16 protein-coding genes are annotated in these 16195 nt (G+C 72.8%); 13 read left to right on the top strand and 3 right to left on the bottom strand.

Annotation, left to right across the window (positions count from 1 at the left end):
• Positions 1 to 352 precede the first annotated feature (352 nt).
• A complete protein-coding gene (locus tag ACIG5E_RS13000; protein WP_396533454.1) occupies positions 353 to 946 on the top strand; it encodes an isochorismatase family protein in 594 nt (197 codons plus the stop codon).
• A 61-nt stretch (positions 947 to 1007) separates the two neighbouring features.
• On the opposite strand, the gene ACIG5E_RS12995 is transcribed toward ACIG5E_RS13000, so the two are convergent.
• The gene (locus ACIG5E_RS12995; RefSeq protein ID WP_396533453.1) at positions 1008 to 1631 is read right to left on the bottom strand and encodes a LysE family translocator; all 624 of its coding nucleotides are present in this window, start codon (positions 1629 to 1631) and stop codon (positions 1008 to 1010) included.
• 108 nt (positions 1632 to 1739) lie between these two features.
• Here ACIG5E_RS12995 and ACIG5E_RS12990 point away from each other — a divergent pair, with 108 nt between their 5' ends.
• The 6 genes from ACIG5E_RS12990 (at position 1740) to ACIG5E_RS12965 (ending at position 8853) form a co-directional block, all read left to right on the top strand.
• Positions 1740 to 2690, top strand: coding sequence for a LysR family transcriptional regulator (locus tag ACIG5E_RS12990; protein WP_396533452.1), 951 nt, complete (start codon positions 1740 to 1742; stop codon positions 2688 to 2690).
• A gap of 245 nt (positions 2691 to 2935) precedes the next feature.
• The gene (locus ACIG5E_RS12985) at positions 2936 to 4279 is read left to right on the top strand and encodes an extracellular solute-binding protein (RefSeq protein WP_396533451.1); all 1344 of its coding nucleotides are present in this window, start codon (positions 2936 to 2938) and stop codon (positions 4277 to 4279) included.
• Entirely contained in the window at positions 4276 to 5211 is a 936-nt protein-coding gene (locus tag ACIG5E_RS12980; RefSeq protein WP_396533450.1) for a carbohydrate ABC transporter permease, read from the top strand. The genes ACIG5E_RS12985 and ACIG5E_RS12980 overlap by 4 nt, the downstream gene beginning before the upstream one ends.
• The gene (locus ACIG5E_RS12975; protein ID WP_396533449.1) at positions 5208 to 6035 is read left to right on the top strand and encodes a carbohydrate ABC transporter permease; all 828 of its coding nucleotides are present in this window, start codon (positions 5208 to 5210) and stop codon (positions 6033 to 6035) included. The genes ACIG5E_RS12980 and ACIG5E_RS12975 overlap by 4 nt, the downstream gene beginning before the upstream one ends.
• Before the next feature lie 5 nt (positions 6036 to 6040).
• Positions 6041 to 7762, top strand: coding sequence for a glycoside hydrolase family 36 protein (locus ACIG5E_RS12970; protein WP_396533448.1), 1722 nt, complete (start codon positions 6041 to 6043; stop codon positions 7760 to 7762).
• 44 nt (positions 7763 to 7806) lie between these two features.
• Positions 7807 to 8853 (top strand): LacI family DNA-binding transcriptional regulator, encoded by a 1047-nt coding sequence (locus ACIG5E_RS12965; RefSeq protein WP_396533447.1) that lies wholly within the window; start codon positions 7807 to 7809, stop codon positions 8851 to 8853.
• Positions 8854 to 8907: 54 nt separating this feature from the next.
• Here ACIG5E_RS12965 and ACIG5E_RS12960 read toward each other — a convergent pair whose 3' ends face one another.
• A complete protein-coding gene (locus ACIG5E_RS12960) occupies positions 8908 to 9570 on the bottom strand; it encodes an NADPH-dependent F420 reductase (RefSeq protein WP_396533446.1) in 663 nt (220 codons plus the stop codon).
• A 149-nt stretch (positions 9571 to 9719) separates the two neighbouring features.
• On the opposite strand from ACIG5E_RS12960, the gene ACIG5E_RS12955 reads away from it, so the two are divergent.
• The 4 genes from ACIG5E_RS12955 to ACIG5E_RS12940 all read left to right on the top strand — a co-directional run bounded on the left by ACIG5E_RS12955 (position 9720) and on the right by ACIG5E_RS12940 (position 12609).
• Complete coding sequence (locus ACIG5E_RS12955; RefSeq protein WP_396533445.1) at positions 9720 to 10538, top strand: SDR family NAD(P)-dependent oxidoreductase; 819 nt, start codon at positions 9720 to 9722, stop codon at positions 10536 to 10538.
• Positions 10539 to 10611: 73 nt separating this feature from the next.
• The gene (locus ACIG5E_RS12950; RefSeq protein WP_396533444.1) at positions 10612 to 11451 is read left to right on the top strand and encodes a helix-turn-helix domain-containing protein; all 840 of its coding nucleotides are present in this window, start codon (positions 10612 to 10614) and stop codon (positions 11449 to 11451) included.
• A gap of 205 nt (positions 11452 to 11656) precedes the next feature.
• On the top strand, positions 11657 to 12355 hold the full coding sequence (locus tag ACIG5E_RS12945; RefSeq protein ID WP_396533443.1) for a hypothetical protein: 699 nt from the start codon (positions 11657 to 11659) through the stop codon (positions 12353 to 12355).
• Positions 12352 to 12609 carry a hypothetical protein gene (locus ACIG5E_RS12940; protein WP_396533442.1) on the top strand — a complete coding sequence of 86 codons (258 nt, stop codon included), beginning with the start codon at positions 12352 to 12354 and terminating at the stop codon, positions 12607 to 12609. The genes ACIG5E_RS12945 and ACIG5E_RS12940 overlap by 4 nt, the downstream gene beginning before the upstream one ends.
• A gap of 16 nt (positions 12610 to 12625) precedes the next feature.
• On the opposite strand, the gene ACIG5E_RS12935 is transcribed toward ACIG5E_RS12940, so the two are convergent.
• Complete coding sequence (locus ACIG5E_RS12935) at positions 12626 to 13246, bottom strand: L-threonylcarbamoyladenylate synthase (protein WP_396533441.1); 621 nt, start codon at positions 13244 to 13246, stop codon at positions 12626 to 12628.
• Positions 13247 to 13388: 142 nt separating this feature from the next.
• Here ACIG5E_RS12935 and ACIG5E_RS12930 point away from each other — a divergent pair, with 142 nt between their 5' ends.
• Positions 13389 to 14588, top strand: coding sequence for an RNA-guided endonuclease InsQ/TnpB family protein (locus ACIG5E_RS12930; RefSeq protein WP_396533539.1), 1200 nt, complete (start codon positions 13389 to 13391; stop codon positions 14586 to 14588).
• Between the two features lie 130 nt (positions 14589 to 14718).
• The gene (locus ACIG5E_RS12925) at positions 14719 to 16020 is read left to right on the top strand and encodes a cytochrome P450 (protein ID WP_396533440.1); all 1302 of its coding nucleotides are present in this window, start codon (positions 14719 to 14721) and stop codon (positions 16018 to 16020) included.
• Positions 16021 to 16195 lie beyond the last annotated feature (175 nt).

The following is a 16195-nucleotide window of genomic DNA, read 5'->3' as shown; positions in this document are numbered from 1 at the left end:
CCCGGCCGACTTCTCGCGCAGCCCGTTCAGTCGGTGAGGACGCTCACGCCGGACAGCCCGAGTCGGCGATCACGTAGTAGCCGGGCGAGGTCTCCTCCAGAGACCGAGTCGGCCGTGCTGCCGGTCTGTCCATGGCTGGGCTCCAAGGGGCGGGATCGTGACGTGAAGCATGGGGGGCGCGGCACGGCCGGGGCATGGACCGGGGGCCCGCCCTTGCCCTCCGCGTCATGTGCCGTACCGCCATCCGAAACCCGTTCGGGTGAACGGCCGCCCGGTCGCTTCGTCCACGGCCCGTCAAGCCGCCAAGCTGGGCCGCGAGTCCGTGGGATCCCTGCTGAGGAAAGGCCGTTCGATGACGCGTGCGCTGATCGTGGTGGATGTGCAGAAGGACTTCTGCGAGGGCGGAAGCGTCCCGGTCGGCGGCGGCGCCGACCGGGCACGGGCGATCGCCGAGCTGGTCCAGGGCCCCGGGCGGGAGGGCTGGTCCCGGGTGGTCGCCACCCGGGACCACCACGTCGATCCGGGCAGCCACTTCTCCGAGCGCCCGGACTTCCGCGACTCCTTCCCGGTGCACTGCGTGGTCGGCACCGAGGGCGGCGAGTTCCACCCCGCCTTCACCCCCGCCGTCGAGGCCGGCGCGGTGGACGAGGTCTTCTACAAGGGCGCCCACTCCGCCTCCAAGAGCGGCTTCGAAGGCTTCACCGCCGACGGCACCCTGCTCGCCGACTGGCTGCACGACCAGGGCGTGGACGCCGTCGACGTGGTCGGCATCGCCACCGACCACTGCGTCAAGGCCACCGCCCTGGACGCCGTGAAGGCCGGCTTCGACACCCGCGTCCTGCTGGACTACACGGCCGGCGTCGCCCCGGACACCACTGACGCCGCCCTCATCGACCTGCGCCGCGCAGGCGTGGACTTGACGGGCGCCCCGGTCGTGCTCGCCTGAGCCGACCACGACGGCTGCCACCTGTCGCCCGCGCGCCTCCTCGGGAAGAGCACGTCGACCGTCACAGGCCGCCGGCCACCGCCGCGCCCAGGGCCAGCAGGACCACGCCGGTCACCGTGCTCAGGCCGCGGCGGACGGCTGGGCTCGACACCAGGGCGCGGCCCCGGCTGACGGCCCAGGTGAACAGCAGGTACCAGCAGGCGGTGACCAGGGCCCAGAGGGCCCCCATGGCGATGGTCGACAGCAGGACCGGGCCGTGGGCCGTGACGAACTGGGGCAGCACCGAGATCGCGAACACTCCGGCCTTCGGGTTGCCGAGGTTCGTCCCGAGGCCCGCCGTGTACGCGCCCCACCAGCTCCGTTGCCCGGGCTCGGCGCTCGGCGCGGGCGTGTCCGGCGCTCGCCGGGCGGACCGCAGGGTGGTGATTCCGAGCACGATCAGGACCAGTCCGCCCACCACCCGCACGACGGCGTACGCGCCCGGGTCGGCCAGCAGGGCGGCCGACAGCCCGGCCGCGGCCGCGGTGGACCAGAACACCAGCCCGGTGGCGTTGCCCGCGATGGTGGCGCGGGCCAGGTGTGCGCCGCCGGTCAGGGTCTGCCGCAGCATGAGGGCCTGTCCAGCGCCCGGGAGCATGGCCAGCAGCCAGGTGGTGGTCACGAAGAGGAGCAGGTGGGTGGGCACGGCGGACGGGCCTTTCGGCAGGCAGCGGAGGGGCGTTCCCGGCCAGACTCGTACGGCCCGAGCATTCAGAGAAGTCGCCGATGCGCGGCACAGTCTTAAGATTCCTGAATGCCAAGCTCCCCGGCCAGGCCGGACCCCGACCAGCTCCGGCTGCTCGCGCTGATCGACCGCTTCGGCTCCCTCGCTCGCGCCGCGCAGGCCCTCGGGCTCACCCCGGCGGCGGTGACCCAGCAGGTCGCCCGGGCAGAGCGGGACTGGGGGGTCCCGCTGGTGCGGCGCGGGCCGCGCGGGGCGAGCCTCACCGTGGCCGGGGCGCTGCTCGCCGAGCACGGGCGCCGGATCGAGCAGGAGGCGGACGAGGCCGCTGAACGGCTCGCCGCCCTGCTCGGGCACCTCGCGCTGCGGCTGCGGGTGGGCGCCTTCCAGGCCGCCGCCCTCCACCTGCTGCCGCCCGCGCTGACCGCGCTGCGCCACCGGCACCCGGAGGCGGACGTCTCGGTGGAGGACGTGGCCTCGGCGCGCGGGATGGCCGAGATCGCCGAGGGCCGGCTCGACCTGGCCGTCATCGCCACCTGGGCCGCGCCGCCCGAGCCGCTCCCGGGCGTGGCTGTCCACCCGCTGCTGCACGACCCGATGGTGGTGGTGCTCCCCGACGACCACCCCGCGGCCATCGGGTCGGATCCGGACACCCCGCTGCGCCTGGACGAGCTACGGGACGAGGCGTGGGTGGCCATCGTCGCCGGCCACGCCGCCCGCGAGCAGTTCGACCTGGCCGCCGCCGGGGCGGGTTTCACGCCCCGGATCCGGTTCCAGACCGCCTCCTACGACGTGGCCCAGGCCCTGGTCGGCACCGGCATCGGGGTGGCCCTGGTCTCCCGCCTCGCTCTGACCCATGTGCCCGGCACCACCCACCGCGCACTCGCCCACCCGCAGCTGCACCGCCGCCTCTACGCGACCACCGCCGCCGAGACCTCGCTCACCCCGCTGGTCGACGTGTTCCTGACGCTCATTCAGGACGTCGCCGCCGAGATCGCCGGTGCCTGGACGGCCGCCGACTGACGGGCGGTGCACGCCGCTGCCTGGGCGGGTCGGGCGGGCCGGTGATAACGGAACGGTTGCGGAGCCCGCCCTCGGGTGCGCAGGGGTTGACGGCGCGGGGAGGGCGGGCGTTTGCTGTCTCCCGCTCGTGTGAACCTGTTGGGTTGTGGTTTGTTTTGTGGGTTTGAACGTTCAAATCGACGCCCTTCGAGCGCACTGCCCCTCGTTTCCTCTCCGCCCGGCGCCACCCCATCAGGAGGAATGCAATGTCACACCTTTCTCGGCGCGACCTGCTCCGCGCCTCGGGAGCCGGCCTGCTCGCCCTGGCCGCCGGTGGCGCCCTCGCGGCCTGCGGCGGGTCCGATCCGGGCGGGGGCTCGGGTGGGGACGCCGACACCGGGACCGTCACCGTCTGGTCCTGGGCCACGGCCGCCGCCGCGCTGCGCGGAGTCGTCCCGGCGTTCGAGCAGGACAACCCCGGCATCAAGGTCGACGTCCAGGACATCGGCAACCCGGCCATCTGGGACAAGATCACCGTCGGTCTCGCGGCCGGCGGGCAGGGTCTCGGCGACGTGCTGCACATCGGCTGCGACTACCTGCCCGGCTACCTGGACAAGTTCCCCGGCGGCCTCGCCGACCTCTCGCAGTTCGGTGCGACCGCCCACAAGGACGCGTTCGCCAAGGGCCTGTGGCCCGTCGTCACCGGCAAGGACGGCCACGTCCACGCGCTGCCCTGGGAGGTCAACCCGCTCGGCTTCTTCTACCGCCAGGACTGCTTCGACAAGGCGGGCATCGACCCGACCACCCTCGCCACCTGGGACGACCTGATCGCCGTCGCCGACCGCTTCAAGGCCGCCAACCCCGGCATCTCCCTCATCGGCATCAACAAGGCCGCCAACCCCGACCCCGACCTCGACTTCCTGCAGTCCCTGATGCAACTCCAGGGCGCGTTCTACTTCGACCTCCAGGGGAAGATCACCCTCGGTTCCGAGCCGGACGTCCGCGCCCTCGCCATCATCAAGCGCCTGGACGCGGCCGGGCTGGTCGCCGACGCCCCCGGCGACCAGGGCTGGGCCGCCCTGATGAAGGCGGGCAAGCTCGCCGTCGCCCCGATGCCCGCCTGGGCCGCGCACTACCTGGAGTCCAAGTTCCCCGACCAGAGCGGCAGCTGGCGCCTCGCCAAGCCCCCGGCCGTCATACCGGGCGGCAAGCGCACGGCCCTGGTGAACTCCACCCACCTGGCCGTCGCGGCCTCCAGTCCGCGCCGCCGCGCCGCCTGGAAGTTCGTCGAGTACGCGCTCACCCGCCCGGCCTCCGTCAACGCCATGTTCGCCGCCGGCGGTGTCTTCCCGGCGCTCACCGCGGCCTACGCCGACCCGATGTACGCCGCGCCGCACCCGTACTTCGGCGGCCAGCCCGTCCTGAAGACCTTCGCGGACCTGGCCGTCGACGGCGGCGACCCGACCGACTACTCCGGCGACTACGCCCGCGCCCTCAAGCTCGCCGGCGACGCCCAGACGAAGGTCTTCCTCAAGTCCGGCGACCCGGCCACCGTCCTGCAGGACGCCGCCAGGCAGCTCGCCCAGCAGACCGGCCGAACGATCGCATGACCGCCGCCACTTCGCCCGCCGCCCCTTCCGTCGCCCTGGCCAACGGGACCGTACGGACCCGCCGCGGCGCCCGCCGGCGCCGCGCCGCCCTGCCGTACCTGCTGCTCGCCCCGGCCCTGGTCACCTTCGGCGTGTTCAAGGCCTACCCGATCGTCGACTCCCTGCTGCTCTCCTTCACCACCGGCGCCGGCGCCGCCACCCGCGCCGCCGGACTCGCCAACTACCGGCGCCTGCTGGGCGATCCGCTGTTCTGGACGGCCCTGCGCAACACCGCCGAGATCCTCGTCGTCCAGGTCCCGATGATGCTGGCGCTCGCCCTGCTGATGGCCGTCGGCATCAACTCCGCCGTGGTGCGCTGGCGCGCGGTGTGGCGGCTCGGCGTCTTCATGCCCGCCGTCACCGGCCTGGTCGCCACCGGGGTGATGTTCGCCTTCCTGCTCAGGACCGACGACGGCGCGGTGAACCGGCTGCTGGAGACCGTCGGCCTGCCCGCCGTCGACTGGCTCGGCCAGCCGTTCTGGGCCCGGATGGCGGTCGTCCTGGTGCTCACCTGGCACTACACCGGCTACAACGCCGTCATCTACCTGGCTGGCCTCCAGGGCATCCCGAAGGAGCTGTACGAGGCCGCGATGGTCGACGGCGCCGGACCGGTCCGCCGCTTCACCGCGATCACCGTGCCGGCGCTGCGCCCCGTCCTGCTGTTCACGGTCGTGCTGTCCACCATCGGCACGCTCCAACTCTTCGACGAGCCGTACGTGTTGACCGGCGGCGGCCCGGACAACGCGAGCCTGACCGTCTCCATGTACCTGTACCAGAACGGCTTCCGGTACTTCGACTTCGGCTACGCCTCCGCCATCGCCTACGCGCTCACGCTGCTGGTCTCGGTGCTCGGCGCGGCCCAGATGCGCCTGATGGGGGACAAGGACCGATGATCCCGACGAAACTGCGGGGCTGGCCGGTGACCCTCCTCCTCGCGGGCCTCACCGGCCTCTCCGTCGCCCCCTTCTACTGGCTGCTGATCTCCACCACCCGCAAGGACACCGAGATCTTCGACTGGCCGCCGCACCTGCTGCCCGGCGGGGGCCTCGGCGACAACCTGCACCGGCTCGACCGGAGGATCGGCCTGCTCCGGGTGATCGGCAACTCACTGCTGGTGGCCGGGATCCAGACCGTCGGCGCGCTGTTCGTCGCCCTGCTGGCCGGCTACGCCTTCGCCAAGTTCCGCTTCCGCGGCCGCACCCTGCTGTTCGCGCTGCTGCTCTCCACCCTCGTGGTGCCCGAACAGGTCATGCTGGTACCGCTGTTCAAGATGATGACGAGCTTCGGCCTGCTCGACTCCTACCAGGCGGTCATCCTGCCCGGGCTGTGCGTGCCCTTCGCCATCTTCCTCATGCGCCAGTCACTGACCAGCCTGCCGGACGAACTCCTGGACGCCGCAAGGGTCGACGGCGCCGGCGAGTTCCGGGTGCTGTGGAGCGTCGTCGTCCCGGTCATGCGGCCGGTGCTGGCGGCGCTCTCGATCTTCCTGTTCCTGGGCTCCTGGAACCAGTTCGTCTGGCCGCTGATCGCACTGCGCAGCCCCGACATGCACACCCTGCCGGTGGCCCTCGCGACCCTCTACGGCAACAAGGCCACCACTGACTACGGCGCGATCCTCTCCGGCACCGCGCTGTCCACCCTGCCGATGATGGTCCTCTTCCTGGTCCTCCAGCGGCAGTTCGTCTCCGGCCTGCTGGCCGGCGCCACGAAAGGCTGAGCAGCATGACCGACATCTGGGAGCCGTACGCCCCCGCCGCCCGCGGCGGCCTGCGCCCGCTCCACGCCGAGGGCCTGGACCTCACGGCGAGCGGAGCGGCCACCGCCCGGGCGGTCGCGGACGGAGTGGTCGAGGTGACCGCGCGCGACGAGGGGCCCGTACGGATCGAGTGGCGGGTGCCCTGCGTGGACGCCACCGCCCTCTGGACGCCCGAGCCGCGCGGCACCGGCTGGCTGCCCGCCGCCTGGAGCGCGCCGCGCCGCACCGGCCTCACGGCCGGCGCCCCGATCGCCGCGCTGGTCGGCACCGGGGACGTCGCGCTGTGCGCCTTCGCCGCCGAGCGCCCCGACGTGCTGGCCGGGGCCGGAGTGGTCGAGGAGACCGGCGAGTTCCGGTGCTGGGCCCAGGCCGAAGGCGAGCTCACCGTACGGATCGACACCTCGGGGCGGCACTTCGCCCGCTGCCTCGCCGACCTCGCCGCCTGGTGGGGGAACGGCCGCACCGCCGACATCCCCGACGCCGCCCGCCGGCCCGCCTACTCGACCTGGTACTCGATGCACCAGGACGTCACGCCCGAGGGCGTCGAGGCCCAGGCCGCGCTCGGCAAGGAGCTCGGCCTGGACGTGATCATCGTGGACGACGGCTGGATGACCGCCGACCGCACCCGCGGCTACGCCCACTGCGGCGACTGGGAGCCGGTGTCGCTGCCCGACACCGCCGCACACGTCGAGCGGGTACACGGGCTCGGCGTGCGCTACCTGCTCTGGTACGCCCTGCCGTTCATCGGCAAGGACAGCGCCGCTTTCGGGAAACTCGGCCGCCACGCCCTCGCCGACGCCGCCCACCTGGGCGCGATCGTGGCCGACCCGCGCCACCCCGAGGTCCGCGAGTTCCTCACCGACCGGCTCGCCCGTGCCGTCGAGGAGTGGGGCATGGACGGGCTCAAGGTCGACTTCGTCGACTGGTTCTCCCGCGGCCCGGCCTCGGCCCCGGCCCCGGCCGGCCCCGGGGCGGACTGCGCGAGCGTGGACGAGGGGGTGGAGCGGCTGCTCGCCGCCATCCGCCGACGGATCACCGCAGCGAACCCGGAGGCGATGGTCGAGTACCGCCAGCCGTACGTCAGCCCGGCCCTGTGGCCGTACGTCACCATGATCCGCGCCACCGACTGCCCGCTCAGCCCGCAGGAGAACCGGCAGCGCACCGTCGACCTGCGGCTCGCCGCAGGGCCCGTCCCGGTCCACTCCGACATGCTGATGTGGCACCGGGCCGAGCCGCCGGAGCAGATCGCCTGCCACCTGATCAACGTGCTGTTCTCGGTGCCGCAGGTCTCCGTCGACCTGGCCGCGCAGAGCCCGGCCCAGCGCGAGGCGCTCGCCTTCTGGCTCGGCGTCTTCCGTACGCACCGGGACACCCTGCAGCTCGGCGAGCTGCGCCCGTCCCGGCCGGACCTCGGGTACCCGCTGGTGACGGCGCTGGGCGGGGAGACCGTCGCGGTGGCCCGCTACGCAGCCCTGCCGGTGGACGCCTCCGGCGACGGCTGGCGGACCCTGCTGGTGGCCAATGCCGACGCCGACCCGGACGTCCGGCTGACCGGCGGCAGCGGGGCGGCCGTGGCGACCGTGCGGGACGCCCGGGGGCGTATCGTCCGCCAGGGTGAGGTCGAGCTCGGCCTCGCCACCCCGATCCCCGTACCGCGCGGCGGGCTGCTGACCCTGTGCCGGGCCTGACTGTGCCGTACGCCTGACCGTGCCCGTACCGCCTGGAGGACCGCATGCCCGAGGCAGCACACCGGCCGCGCCGCGGCGCCACCACCATCGAGGAGGTCGCCCGAGCGGCCGGGGTCTCCCGGCAGACCGTGTCCAACGCGCTCAACGCCCCGCACCGGGTCCGTCCGCAGACGCTGGAGCGGGTGAGCGCGACGATCCGCGAACTCGGCTACCAGCCCGACCAGTCGGCCCGCTCGCTGCGCAGCGGCGCCCGGCGCACCATCGGCTACCTCGCCCCGGTGGACGACCCCTACGACCCCAACCCGCTGATGGCCGGCTTCCTGGAGGCCCTGGTGGACGCGGCGGGGGAACAGGGCTGGCGGGTGCTGCTGTTCCGCCCGGCCCGGGGCGCAGCCGACCACCCGACGGCCGCCATCGACGAGCTGGTGGCGGCCCGCCAGGTGGATGGGCTGGTGCTGGCGGACGTGCTCGCCGAGGACCCCCGGATCGACCACGTCGCCCGGCTCGGCGTCCCGTTCGTCACCTTCGGCCGGACCGGGCCGGCGCAGCCCCAGCACTGGGTGGACATCGCCAACGACGCGGCGATGGCCGCCGTGGTGCGCCACCTCGCGGCGCTCGGCCACCGGCGGATCGGGTACCTCGGGGCCTCCGAGCACCTGCCGTGGATGGCGGCGCGCCGGGCGGGTTTCCTGGCCGAGGCGCGCCGGCTGGGACTGTCCGCCGTCACCGCCGCCCGCCCGGAGGCGGCGGCCGTACGGGAGTTGCTGCAGGGGCCGGAGCGGCCGACGGCCGTCGCGGCGGGCAGCGACCTGCTGGCGCTGGCCGTTTACGAGGCGGTGCGGTCGGAGGGGCTGGCGGTCGGGCCGCGCGGGGTCGCGGTCACCGGCTTCCACGACACGCCGCTCTGCCGCCATCTGCATCCGGCGCTGACCTCGGTGCGGCTGCCGCTGGGGGCGATCGCCGCCGCGCTGGTCGGGCGGCTGCTCGACCAGGTGCGCGGAGCCGCCCCGCCCCCGGCGGGGGTGGAGCAGGCTACCGAGCTGGTGGTGCGGGGGAGCTCCGGGGCGGACCCCAGGCCGCGGCCGGTGTGATGACCGGATCGCGGGGTCAGCCGGGCGGCCGAGGGGCGCGCCGGCTCCGCTGACTCAGGCCCGGTGGGCCTGCGGGCGCTCCGGGGACGCCTCCGCAAGCGCCCGCTCCACGGCCGCGACCCCGGCGCGCAGCCCGTACACCGGGGTGGCCGGCTGCTGACGCCAGGAATCGTCGATGCCGCCCGCGTCCACGGTGTCGAAGCCCAACTCGTCGACCAGCGCCCGCACGACCTGCTTCGCCGCCTCGTCGTCCGAGGCGACCGGCACGGCGAGGCGCTCCGGGTCACCCGCCGGGCGGGGCCGGTCCAACAGGTCCTGTGCGTAGGTGCCGTTGAACACCTTCACCACCCGGTGGCCGAGGTGCTGCTCCGTCCAGCGGCTCTCCGTCAGCCCGCCGTCCTCGATCGCGTCGATCCGGCCGTCGCGCTCCTTGGGGTAGTAGTTGCCGGTGTCGATCACCGCCACGCCCTCGGCGGCGCCGTCCAGCAGCCCCGCGGGCAGGTCCGGCACGTTCTTCAGTGGCACCGTCACCACCACGACCTGCGCGCCCTTCGCCGCCTCGGCGGCCGTCACCGCCTTGGCGCCCGTCTCCTCGACCAGTGCCTTCAGCGACTCCGGACCACGCGAGTTCGCCACCGAGACCTCGTGCCCGAGCGCGGTCAGACGCCGCGTCAGGTTGCCGCCGATGTTGCCCGCACCGATGATGCCGATCTTCATGGGAAAGCCCTCGCTGTTCGGGTGTGCCACAAGGCTGTCGTCCTGCCCCAACCCGGCGGTGACCGGATCTGTTCCCGAGGATGGTCCTGGCGCACCCAGGGTCGAAACGGGCCTGGTAACGCCCCGTGCCCGCCGTGAGGGTGGGTGCCATGAACCCCACCATGAACCCCACCTCCCCCCACCCCACCGTCCTCGTCACCGGAGGCACCAGCGGCATGGGCCTCGCCACCGCCCGCCTCCTCCTCGCCTCCGGCGCCCAGGTCGTGATCACCGGCCGTGACGAAACCCGCCTCGCCCGCGCCGCCGAGGAACTCGACGGCGCCGAACACCTCGACGGCTGCGAACACCTCGACGGCGGCGAGCGCCTGCTCACCGTCCGGGCCGACGCCACGGTGCCCGCCGACCTCGCCCGCCTCGCCGACACCGTCCGGGAGCGGTACGGAAAGCTCGACGGCGTCTTCGCCAACGCGGGCGTCGCCGGGTTCCAGCCGGTGCAGGAGGTCGGCGAGGCCGACTTCGCCCGGATCGTCGACACCAACCTCAAGGGCGTGTTCTTCACCGTCCAGCACGCCCTGCCCCTGCTGGACGCGGCGGGCGGCGGCTCCGTCGTCCTCAACGCCTCCTGGACCCCGCACCGCGGCCTCCCCGGGGCGGCCGCCTACGCGGCGAGCAAGGCGGGCGTGCTCAGCCTCGCCCGCACCCTCGGCAGCGAACTGGCCAGGCGCGGCATCCGGGTCAACTCCGTCAGCCCCGGCTACATCGTGACCGAGATGTTCCACGCCGCCGTCCCCGACCCGGCCGACCACGAGCCGTTCCGCGCCCAGGTCCCGCTGGGCCGGCTCGGGCGAGCCGAGGACGTCGCGGAGACCGTCGCCTTCCTGCTCTCCGGGCGGTCCTCGTACATCACCGGGCAGGACATCGTGATCGACGGCGGCCTCGTCCCGGCCTTCCCGTCCCCCACCGGCTGAGAGCGCCATGCCCGGGTGCCTGGTCCTGGGAGGGCCAGGCACCCGGGCGCTGCGCCGGGCCAGAATCGTTTCCGTGAACCCGACCACCGCCCTCAGCGACTTCCTCCGCACCCGCCGCGCCTGCCTTCAGCCCGAGGACGTCGACCTCCCCGACTACGGCGGCCGACGCCGGGTCGCCGGCCTGCGCCGCGAGGAACTCGCCCACCTGGCCGGAGTCAGCGTCGACTACTACACCCGCCTCGAACAGGGCCGCGTCGGCAACCCCTCCGAAGCCGTCCTCGACGCCGTGGCCCGAGCCCTGCGCCTGGCCCCCGACGAGTCCGGCCACCTCCACCGCCTCGCCCGCCCCGCCGACCGCACCCGCCGCCGCCCCACCGCTCGCCAGCAGCCCCGCCCCTCCCTGCTGCGCCTGCTCGACCAACTCGACCACATCCCGGCCATGGTGATGGGCCACCGGATGGACATCCTGGCCTGGAACCGGGCCGCGACAGCCGTCTTCGGCGACTACGGCGCCCTCCCGCCCGAACACCGCAACATCGCCCGCATCACCTTCCTCGACCCGGCCTCCCGCGACCTCTTCGCCGACTGGTCCACCTGCGCCAGGGAGAACGTCGCCTTCCTCCACCTGGAAGCCGGCCGCCGCCCGGACGACCCCCGCCTCGCCGAACTCGTCGGCCAACTCTGCCTCGGAAGCAAGGAGTTCAACACCTACTGGGCCGAACACCCGGTGGCCGACAAGACCTCCGGCCGCAAACGCTTCCACCACCCCGTCGCGGGCCTCCTCGACCTCGCCTACGACACCCTCCGCCCCGCCGACGACCCCGACCAGGCCCTCATCACCTACACCGCCGACCCGGGCACCCCGTCCGACGACGCGCTGCGGCTGCTGCTGTCGTGGGCGGCCAGCCGCTGAGGGCAGGTCCATCCACCTCGACGGGCGCGCCGCGGGATCCGCCCGATCACCATCGGCCACCGCACCGCCGACCGGTCGGTCCGGTGCACGGTCAGGTGCTGCGCCTGGTAGACGTCGCCCTGGACGGTGCTGTTGCCGACGGTGTTCCTGACCTGCTCGTCCACCTGCTGGCCCCCACCGCCCGGCGTGTTGAATGGCGTCCATTATGAACGGCACCGCACTGCAGAACCTCATCCACGGGCTCCCCGAAGCGTTCGCAACGGCCCCGCGCCCCACCGGCATCGACGCCTGCCCGTGCTGCCACGCGCCGGCCGAGATCGAGACCCTCCTGCGCACCCCGCGCGAGCGGCTCGGGCCGGACGAGCTGATGCGCTACGCCACCTCGGCGCTGAACACCGTCGGCTCGCCCGGCGACTTCCGCTACTTCACCCCCCGCATCCTCCAACTCGTCCTGACCGGCGAACTCACCGTCCCCGACCTGGAGCTGGTCGGCCTCAAGCTCGCCCAGGCCGGCTGGTACGACTGGCCGGAGGCCCCGTACCTGCGCCGGCTCCTGGACGCGTTCTGGTCGGACGCCCTCCACAACTCGGAGGAGTGGTGGGACGCCGAGTCCGTCCTCTGCACCCTCGCCGCCGCCGACCCGGACGGCACCGGCGCCCGGCTAGCAGAATGGGCCCGCCTGGCGACCCCGACGGCCGTGGAGCGGCTGCACGAGCTCGCCCTCTCCGGGGGCCTCAAACCCTCGAACGCCTTCTGGGACATAGAGAGCGCCCCGTACCGGACCTTCGCCGAATGGCTGCACGGCCCTGAGCTCCAACTCGCCGTCGAGACGGCCGTGTTCCGGACCGACGACCCCACCCAACTCGAACAACTCTTCACCATCCATGACATCCTGGCGCCATGACCCACGACACGGTGCCGCCGCTGCTCGCGGTCGCAGTACTCCTGCTCGTCATCAAACTGGCCCGAGAGCAGCGAAACGGCAAGCCCTTACGGCTACTTCCGCGATCGGTAGCGGCACGGGCGACGGCCGTGGCCCTCGTCGCCCTGGTGGTGATCTCGGGAGTAGTGGCAGGTCAGCCCTGGGATGCCTGGGTCGTCCCCGCCGTCGCGCTCGGCGGTCTGGCGGGCGCCTTCGCGGACCTGCGCCACCGCTGATCCGGCCGCCGACCCCTCACTCGAAGCGCGAGGGGTCCCCGGCCCCGCGCCGGACGATCTCCGCCTCGCCGCCGGAGAAGTCGATGACCGTGGTCGGTTCGGTGCCGCAGTCGCCCGAGTCCACCACCGCGTCCAGCACGTGGTCCAGCCGCTCCTTGATCTCCCACCCCTGGGTCATCGGCTCGTCCTCGTCGGGGAGGATCAGGGTGCTGGACACCAGTGGCTCGCCGAGTTCGGCCAGCAGCGCCCGGGTGACGGCGTGCTCGGGGATCCTGACGCCCACCGTCTTCTTCTTCGGGTGCAGCAGCCGGCGCGGCACCTCCTTGGTGGCGGGGAGGATGAAGGTGTAGCTGCCCGGTGTCGCCGCCTTGACGGCGCGGAAGACGTAGTTGTCGAGCTGGACGAACTGCCCCAGCTGGGCGAAGTCCTCGCACATCAGGGTGAAGTGGTGGCGCTCGCCGAGGCGCCGGATCGAGCGGATCCGCTCCAGGCCGTCGTGGTTGTCCAGTCGGCAGCCGAGGGCGAAACAGGAGTCGGTCGGGTACGCGATGAGCGCCCCGGACCGGATGCTGTCGGCCACGGTGCTGATGGTGCGCGGCTGGGGGGACTCTGGGTGCACGTCGAAGTACTTCGCCATCTCTCTCCTTGCGTGGGTATGCCCGGATTCAGTGGGGGAGGGAATACGCATCCTTGGCCCGGAGGCGTGAGGTGCCGTGGTTCGCTGCGTTGTCAGTGGGCCGCATTATGGTGATCGCGTCGACCGAAAGGCGGTGGGCCGGGTGATCCGTGCGTACAAGTTCCTCATCAGGTCCACCGTGGGCCAGCAGCAGGCGCTCACTGAGATGCTGCGGGATCACTGCTCACTGTACAACGGGGCGTTGCAGGAGCGCCGTGACGCCTACCGGCATGTCTCCCAGGTCATGGTCCGGTACGGGGAGCAGTCCGCGCAGCTCAAGGAGATCCGCGCGTTCGACCCGGAGTGTCAGGGCCGCTGGTCGTTCTCCTCCCAGCAGGCCACGCTTCGCCGGTTGGACAGGGCGTTCGCCGCGTCCTTCCGCCGCGTCAAGTCCGGTGAGAAGCCCGGATACCCGCGCTTCCGGGGTGTGAACCGGTTCGACACGGTGGACTTCCCGAAGGACGGTGACGGCTGCCGCTGGGACTCCACCCCGCACGACCCGGTGACCCGTGTCCGTTTCCAGGGCGTCGGGCACGTCAGGGTCAACCGGCACCGGCCGGTGATCGGCAGGGTCAAGACCGTCAGCGTCAAGCGCGAGGGCAGGCGCTGGTATGTCGTGCTGACCGCCGAGCAGGGTGAGCCCGAGCCGCTGCCCGCGACCGGTTCCGTGGTCGGCATCGACTTGGGCATAGCCAACTTCCTGGCCGACTCCAACGGCGAGTTCGTGTCCAATCCCCGCCACGGCCGGAAGGCGGCCGCGAAGCTCGAAGCCGCCCAGAAGGCCCTTGCCCGCTGCGAGCGGCGCGGCAACCGCCGCCGCAAGGCCGTCCAGCGGGTCGCTGACCTGCACCGCAAGGTCCGCCGCCAAAGGCTCGACCACGCCCACAAGACCGCTCTCCAACTGGTCCGCAGGCATGACTTCATCGCGCACGAAGACCTCCGGATCCACAGCATGGTCAAGGCTCCCGCGCCCAGGCCGGATCCGGACCGGCCGGGAACCTTCCTGCCCAACGGCGCGTCGGCGAAGGCCGGACTCAACCGCTCGATATCGGATGCCGGTTGGGGGGTGTTCCTCGCGATCCTGCACGCCAAGGCTGAAAGCGCCGGACGGGAAGTCATCGCCGTGGACCCCCGCAACACCTCCCGCACCTGCCCCGAATGCGGGCACGTCACGGCGGAGAACCGGCCCAGCCAAGAAACCTTCCACTGCGTGGTCTGCGGCCACCGGGCGCACGCCGACACCGTGGGAGCCGTCAACGTTCTACGGGCCGGGCTGGCCCGTCGCGACGCCCGGAAGGGTTAACGAGAAGCCCCCGGCCTCAGCCGGGGGAGGAGTCACTGGCTGACCCTACGGGATGCCGGGCACCGATCGGTGCAACTACGGCATCCTGCCTTCTGGCGGGCCGCCGACTCGCGGCGTACGGTCGGTCGCCATGGGCATCGACCAGGCGCGGGTGAACCGGATCTTCCGGCCCGAGACGTACGCGGAGGGCGTGCCATACGGGCTGTTCCGCGAGCTGCGGGCGCAGGCGCCGGTCTGCTGGGTGGAGGAACCGGCGGTGGGGGACTGGCCGCCCGGGCCCGGCTACTGGGCGGTGCTGCGGCACGCGGACGTGAAGCAGGTGCTGCGCAGCCCGGAGGACTTCTCCTCGCACCTCGGTGCGACCCAGATCCGGGACCCTGACACGCCGGCCGATCTGGCCTTCGCCCGCGCCATGATGCTCAACCAGGATCCGCCCGACCACTCCCGGTTGCGCAGGGCCGTCGCCGCCGCCTTCACCCCGCGTGCGCTGCACGAGCTGACCGCCGCCATTGAGCGGCGCGCGGCCGAACTGGTCGCCGGTATCCGCCCGTTGGGTGAGGCGGACTTCGTACCGGTCGCCGCCGATCTGCCGGTCTGGACGCTGGCGCGCATCCTGGGCGTGCCCGACCAGGACCGGCAGTTGCTGGTCGACTGGTCGAACCGTGTGATCGGCTACCAGGACCCGGACTACGCCCGGTCCAGCACCGCCGACCCGGCCCGGCTCACCGAGCTGGGCCGCGCCGCGCTCGCCCGGCGCCCCGGAGCCCTCACCACCGCCGACGGCCGCCCGCTCAACCCGCGCTCTCGCGCCGCCCTTGCCGACATGTTCGACTACGCCCACGCGCTCGCCGAACAGCCCCCGCCGGGCAGCATGGTCGCCCGCATGCTGGAAGCCGGCCTGAGCACCGGCGAGTTCGAGACGATGTTCTTCCTGTTCGGGGTCGCCGGGAACGAGACGCTGCGCAACGGCCTGCCCGGCGGTTTGTACTCCCTGCTCACCCACCCCGACCAGTACGTCCAGTTGTCGCGACAGCCGGATCTGGTCGCTTCGGCGGTCGAGGAGATCCTTCGGTTCTGGCCGCCGGTGCTGGAGTTCCGGCGCACGGCCACCCGGGACGTGGTGCTGGCCGGGCAACCGATCCGCGCCGGCGACAAGGTCGTCGTCTACCATGCCTCCGCCAACCGAGACGAATCCGTCTTTCCCGACGCGGACCGCTTCGACATCACCCGCACGCCGAACGACCACGTCAGCTTCGGGTTCGGCCCTCACTTCTGCGTGGGCGCGCGGCTGGCCAGGATCCAGATGGCGGCCCTGCTCCGTCGGATCGTCGCCGAGCTGCCCGGCCTGGCGCTCGCTTCGGGCCCGCCGCCGAAGCGACTCGTCTCCAACTTCCAGAACGGGCTGAAGGACCTGCGCATCTGTTGGCGATAGCAGACGCACTGCTGGCGGCAGTTCGGTGGGCCGATGTCCACCTCATAGCTCCGGCAGGGCCGAGTCGGCTGTCAGTTTCTGCAGAGGCCGGACCAGGGAGGCCGGAGGTCGTCGCGTGTCATGCGTGAGCCTCGTCCCGTCTGCTTCGGGCCGGTGGCCGAGCCCGGGGCGGTGG

Origin of the sequence: Kitasatospora sp. NPDC053057, assembly GCF_044546945.1 — a bacterium.
Taxonomy (GTDB): Bacteria; Actinomycetota; Actinomycetes; order Streptomycetales; family Streptomycetaceae; genus Kitasatospora.
The sequence above is the reverse complement of the archived record's forward strand: the minus strand, read 5'-3'. Positions and strand labels throughout refer to the sequence as shown.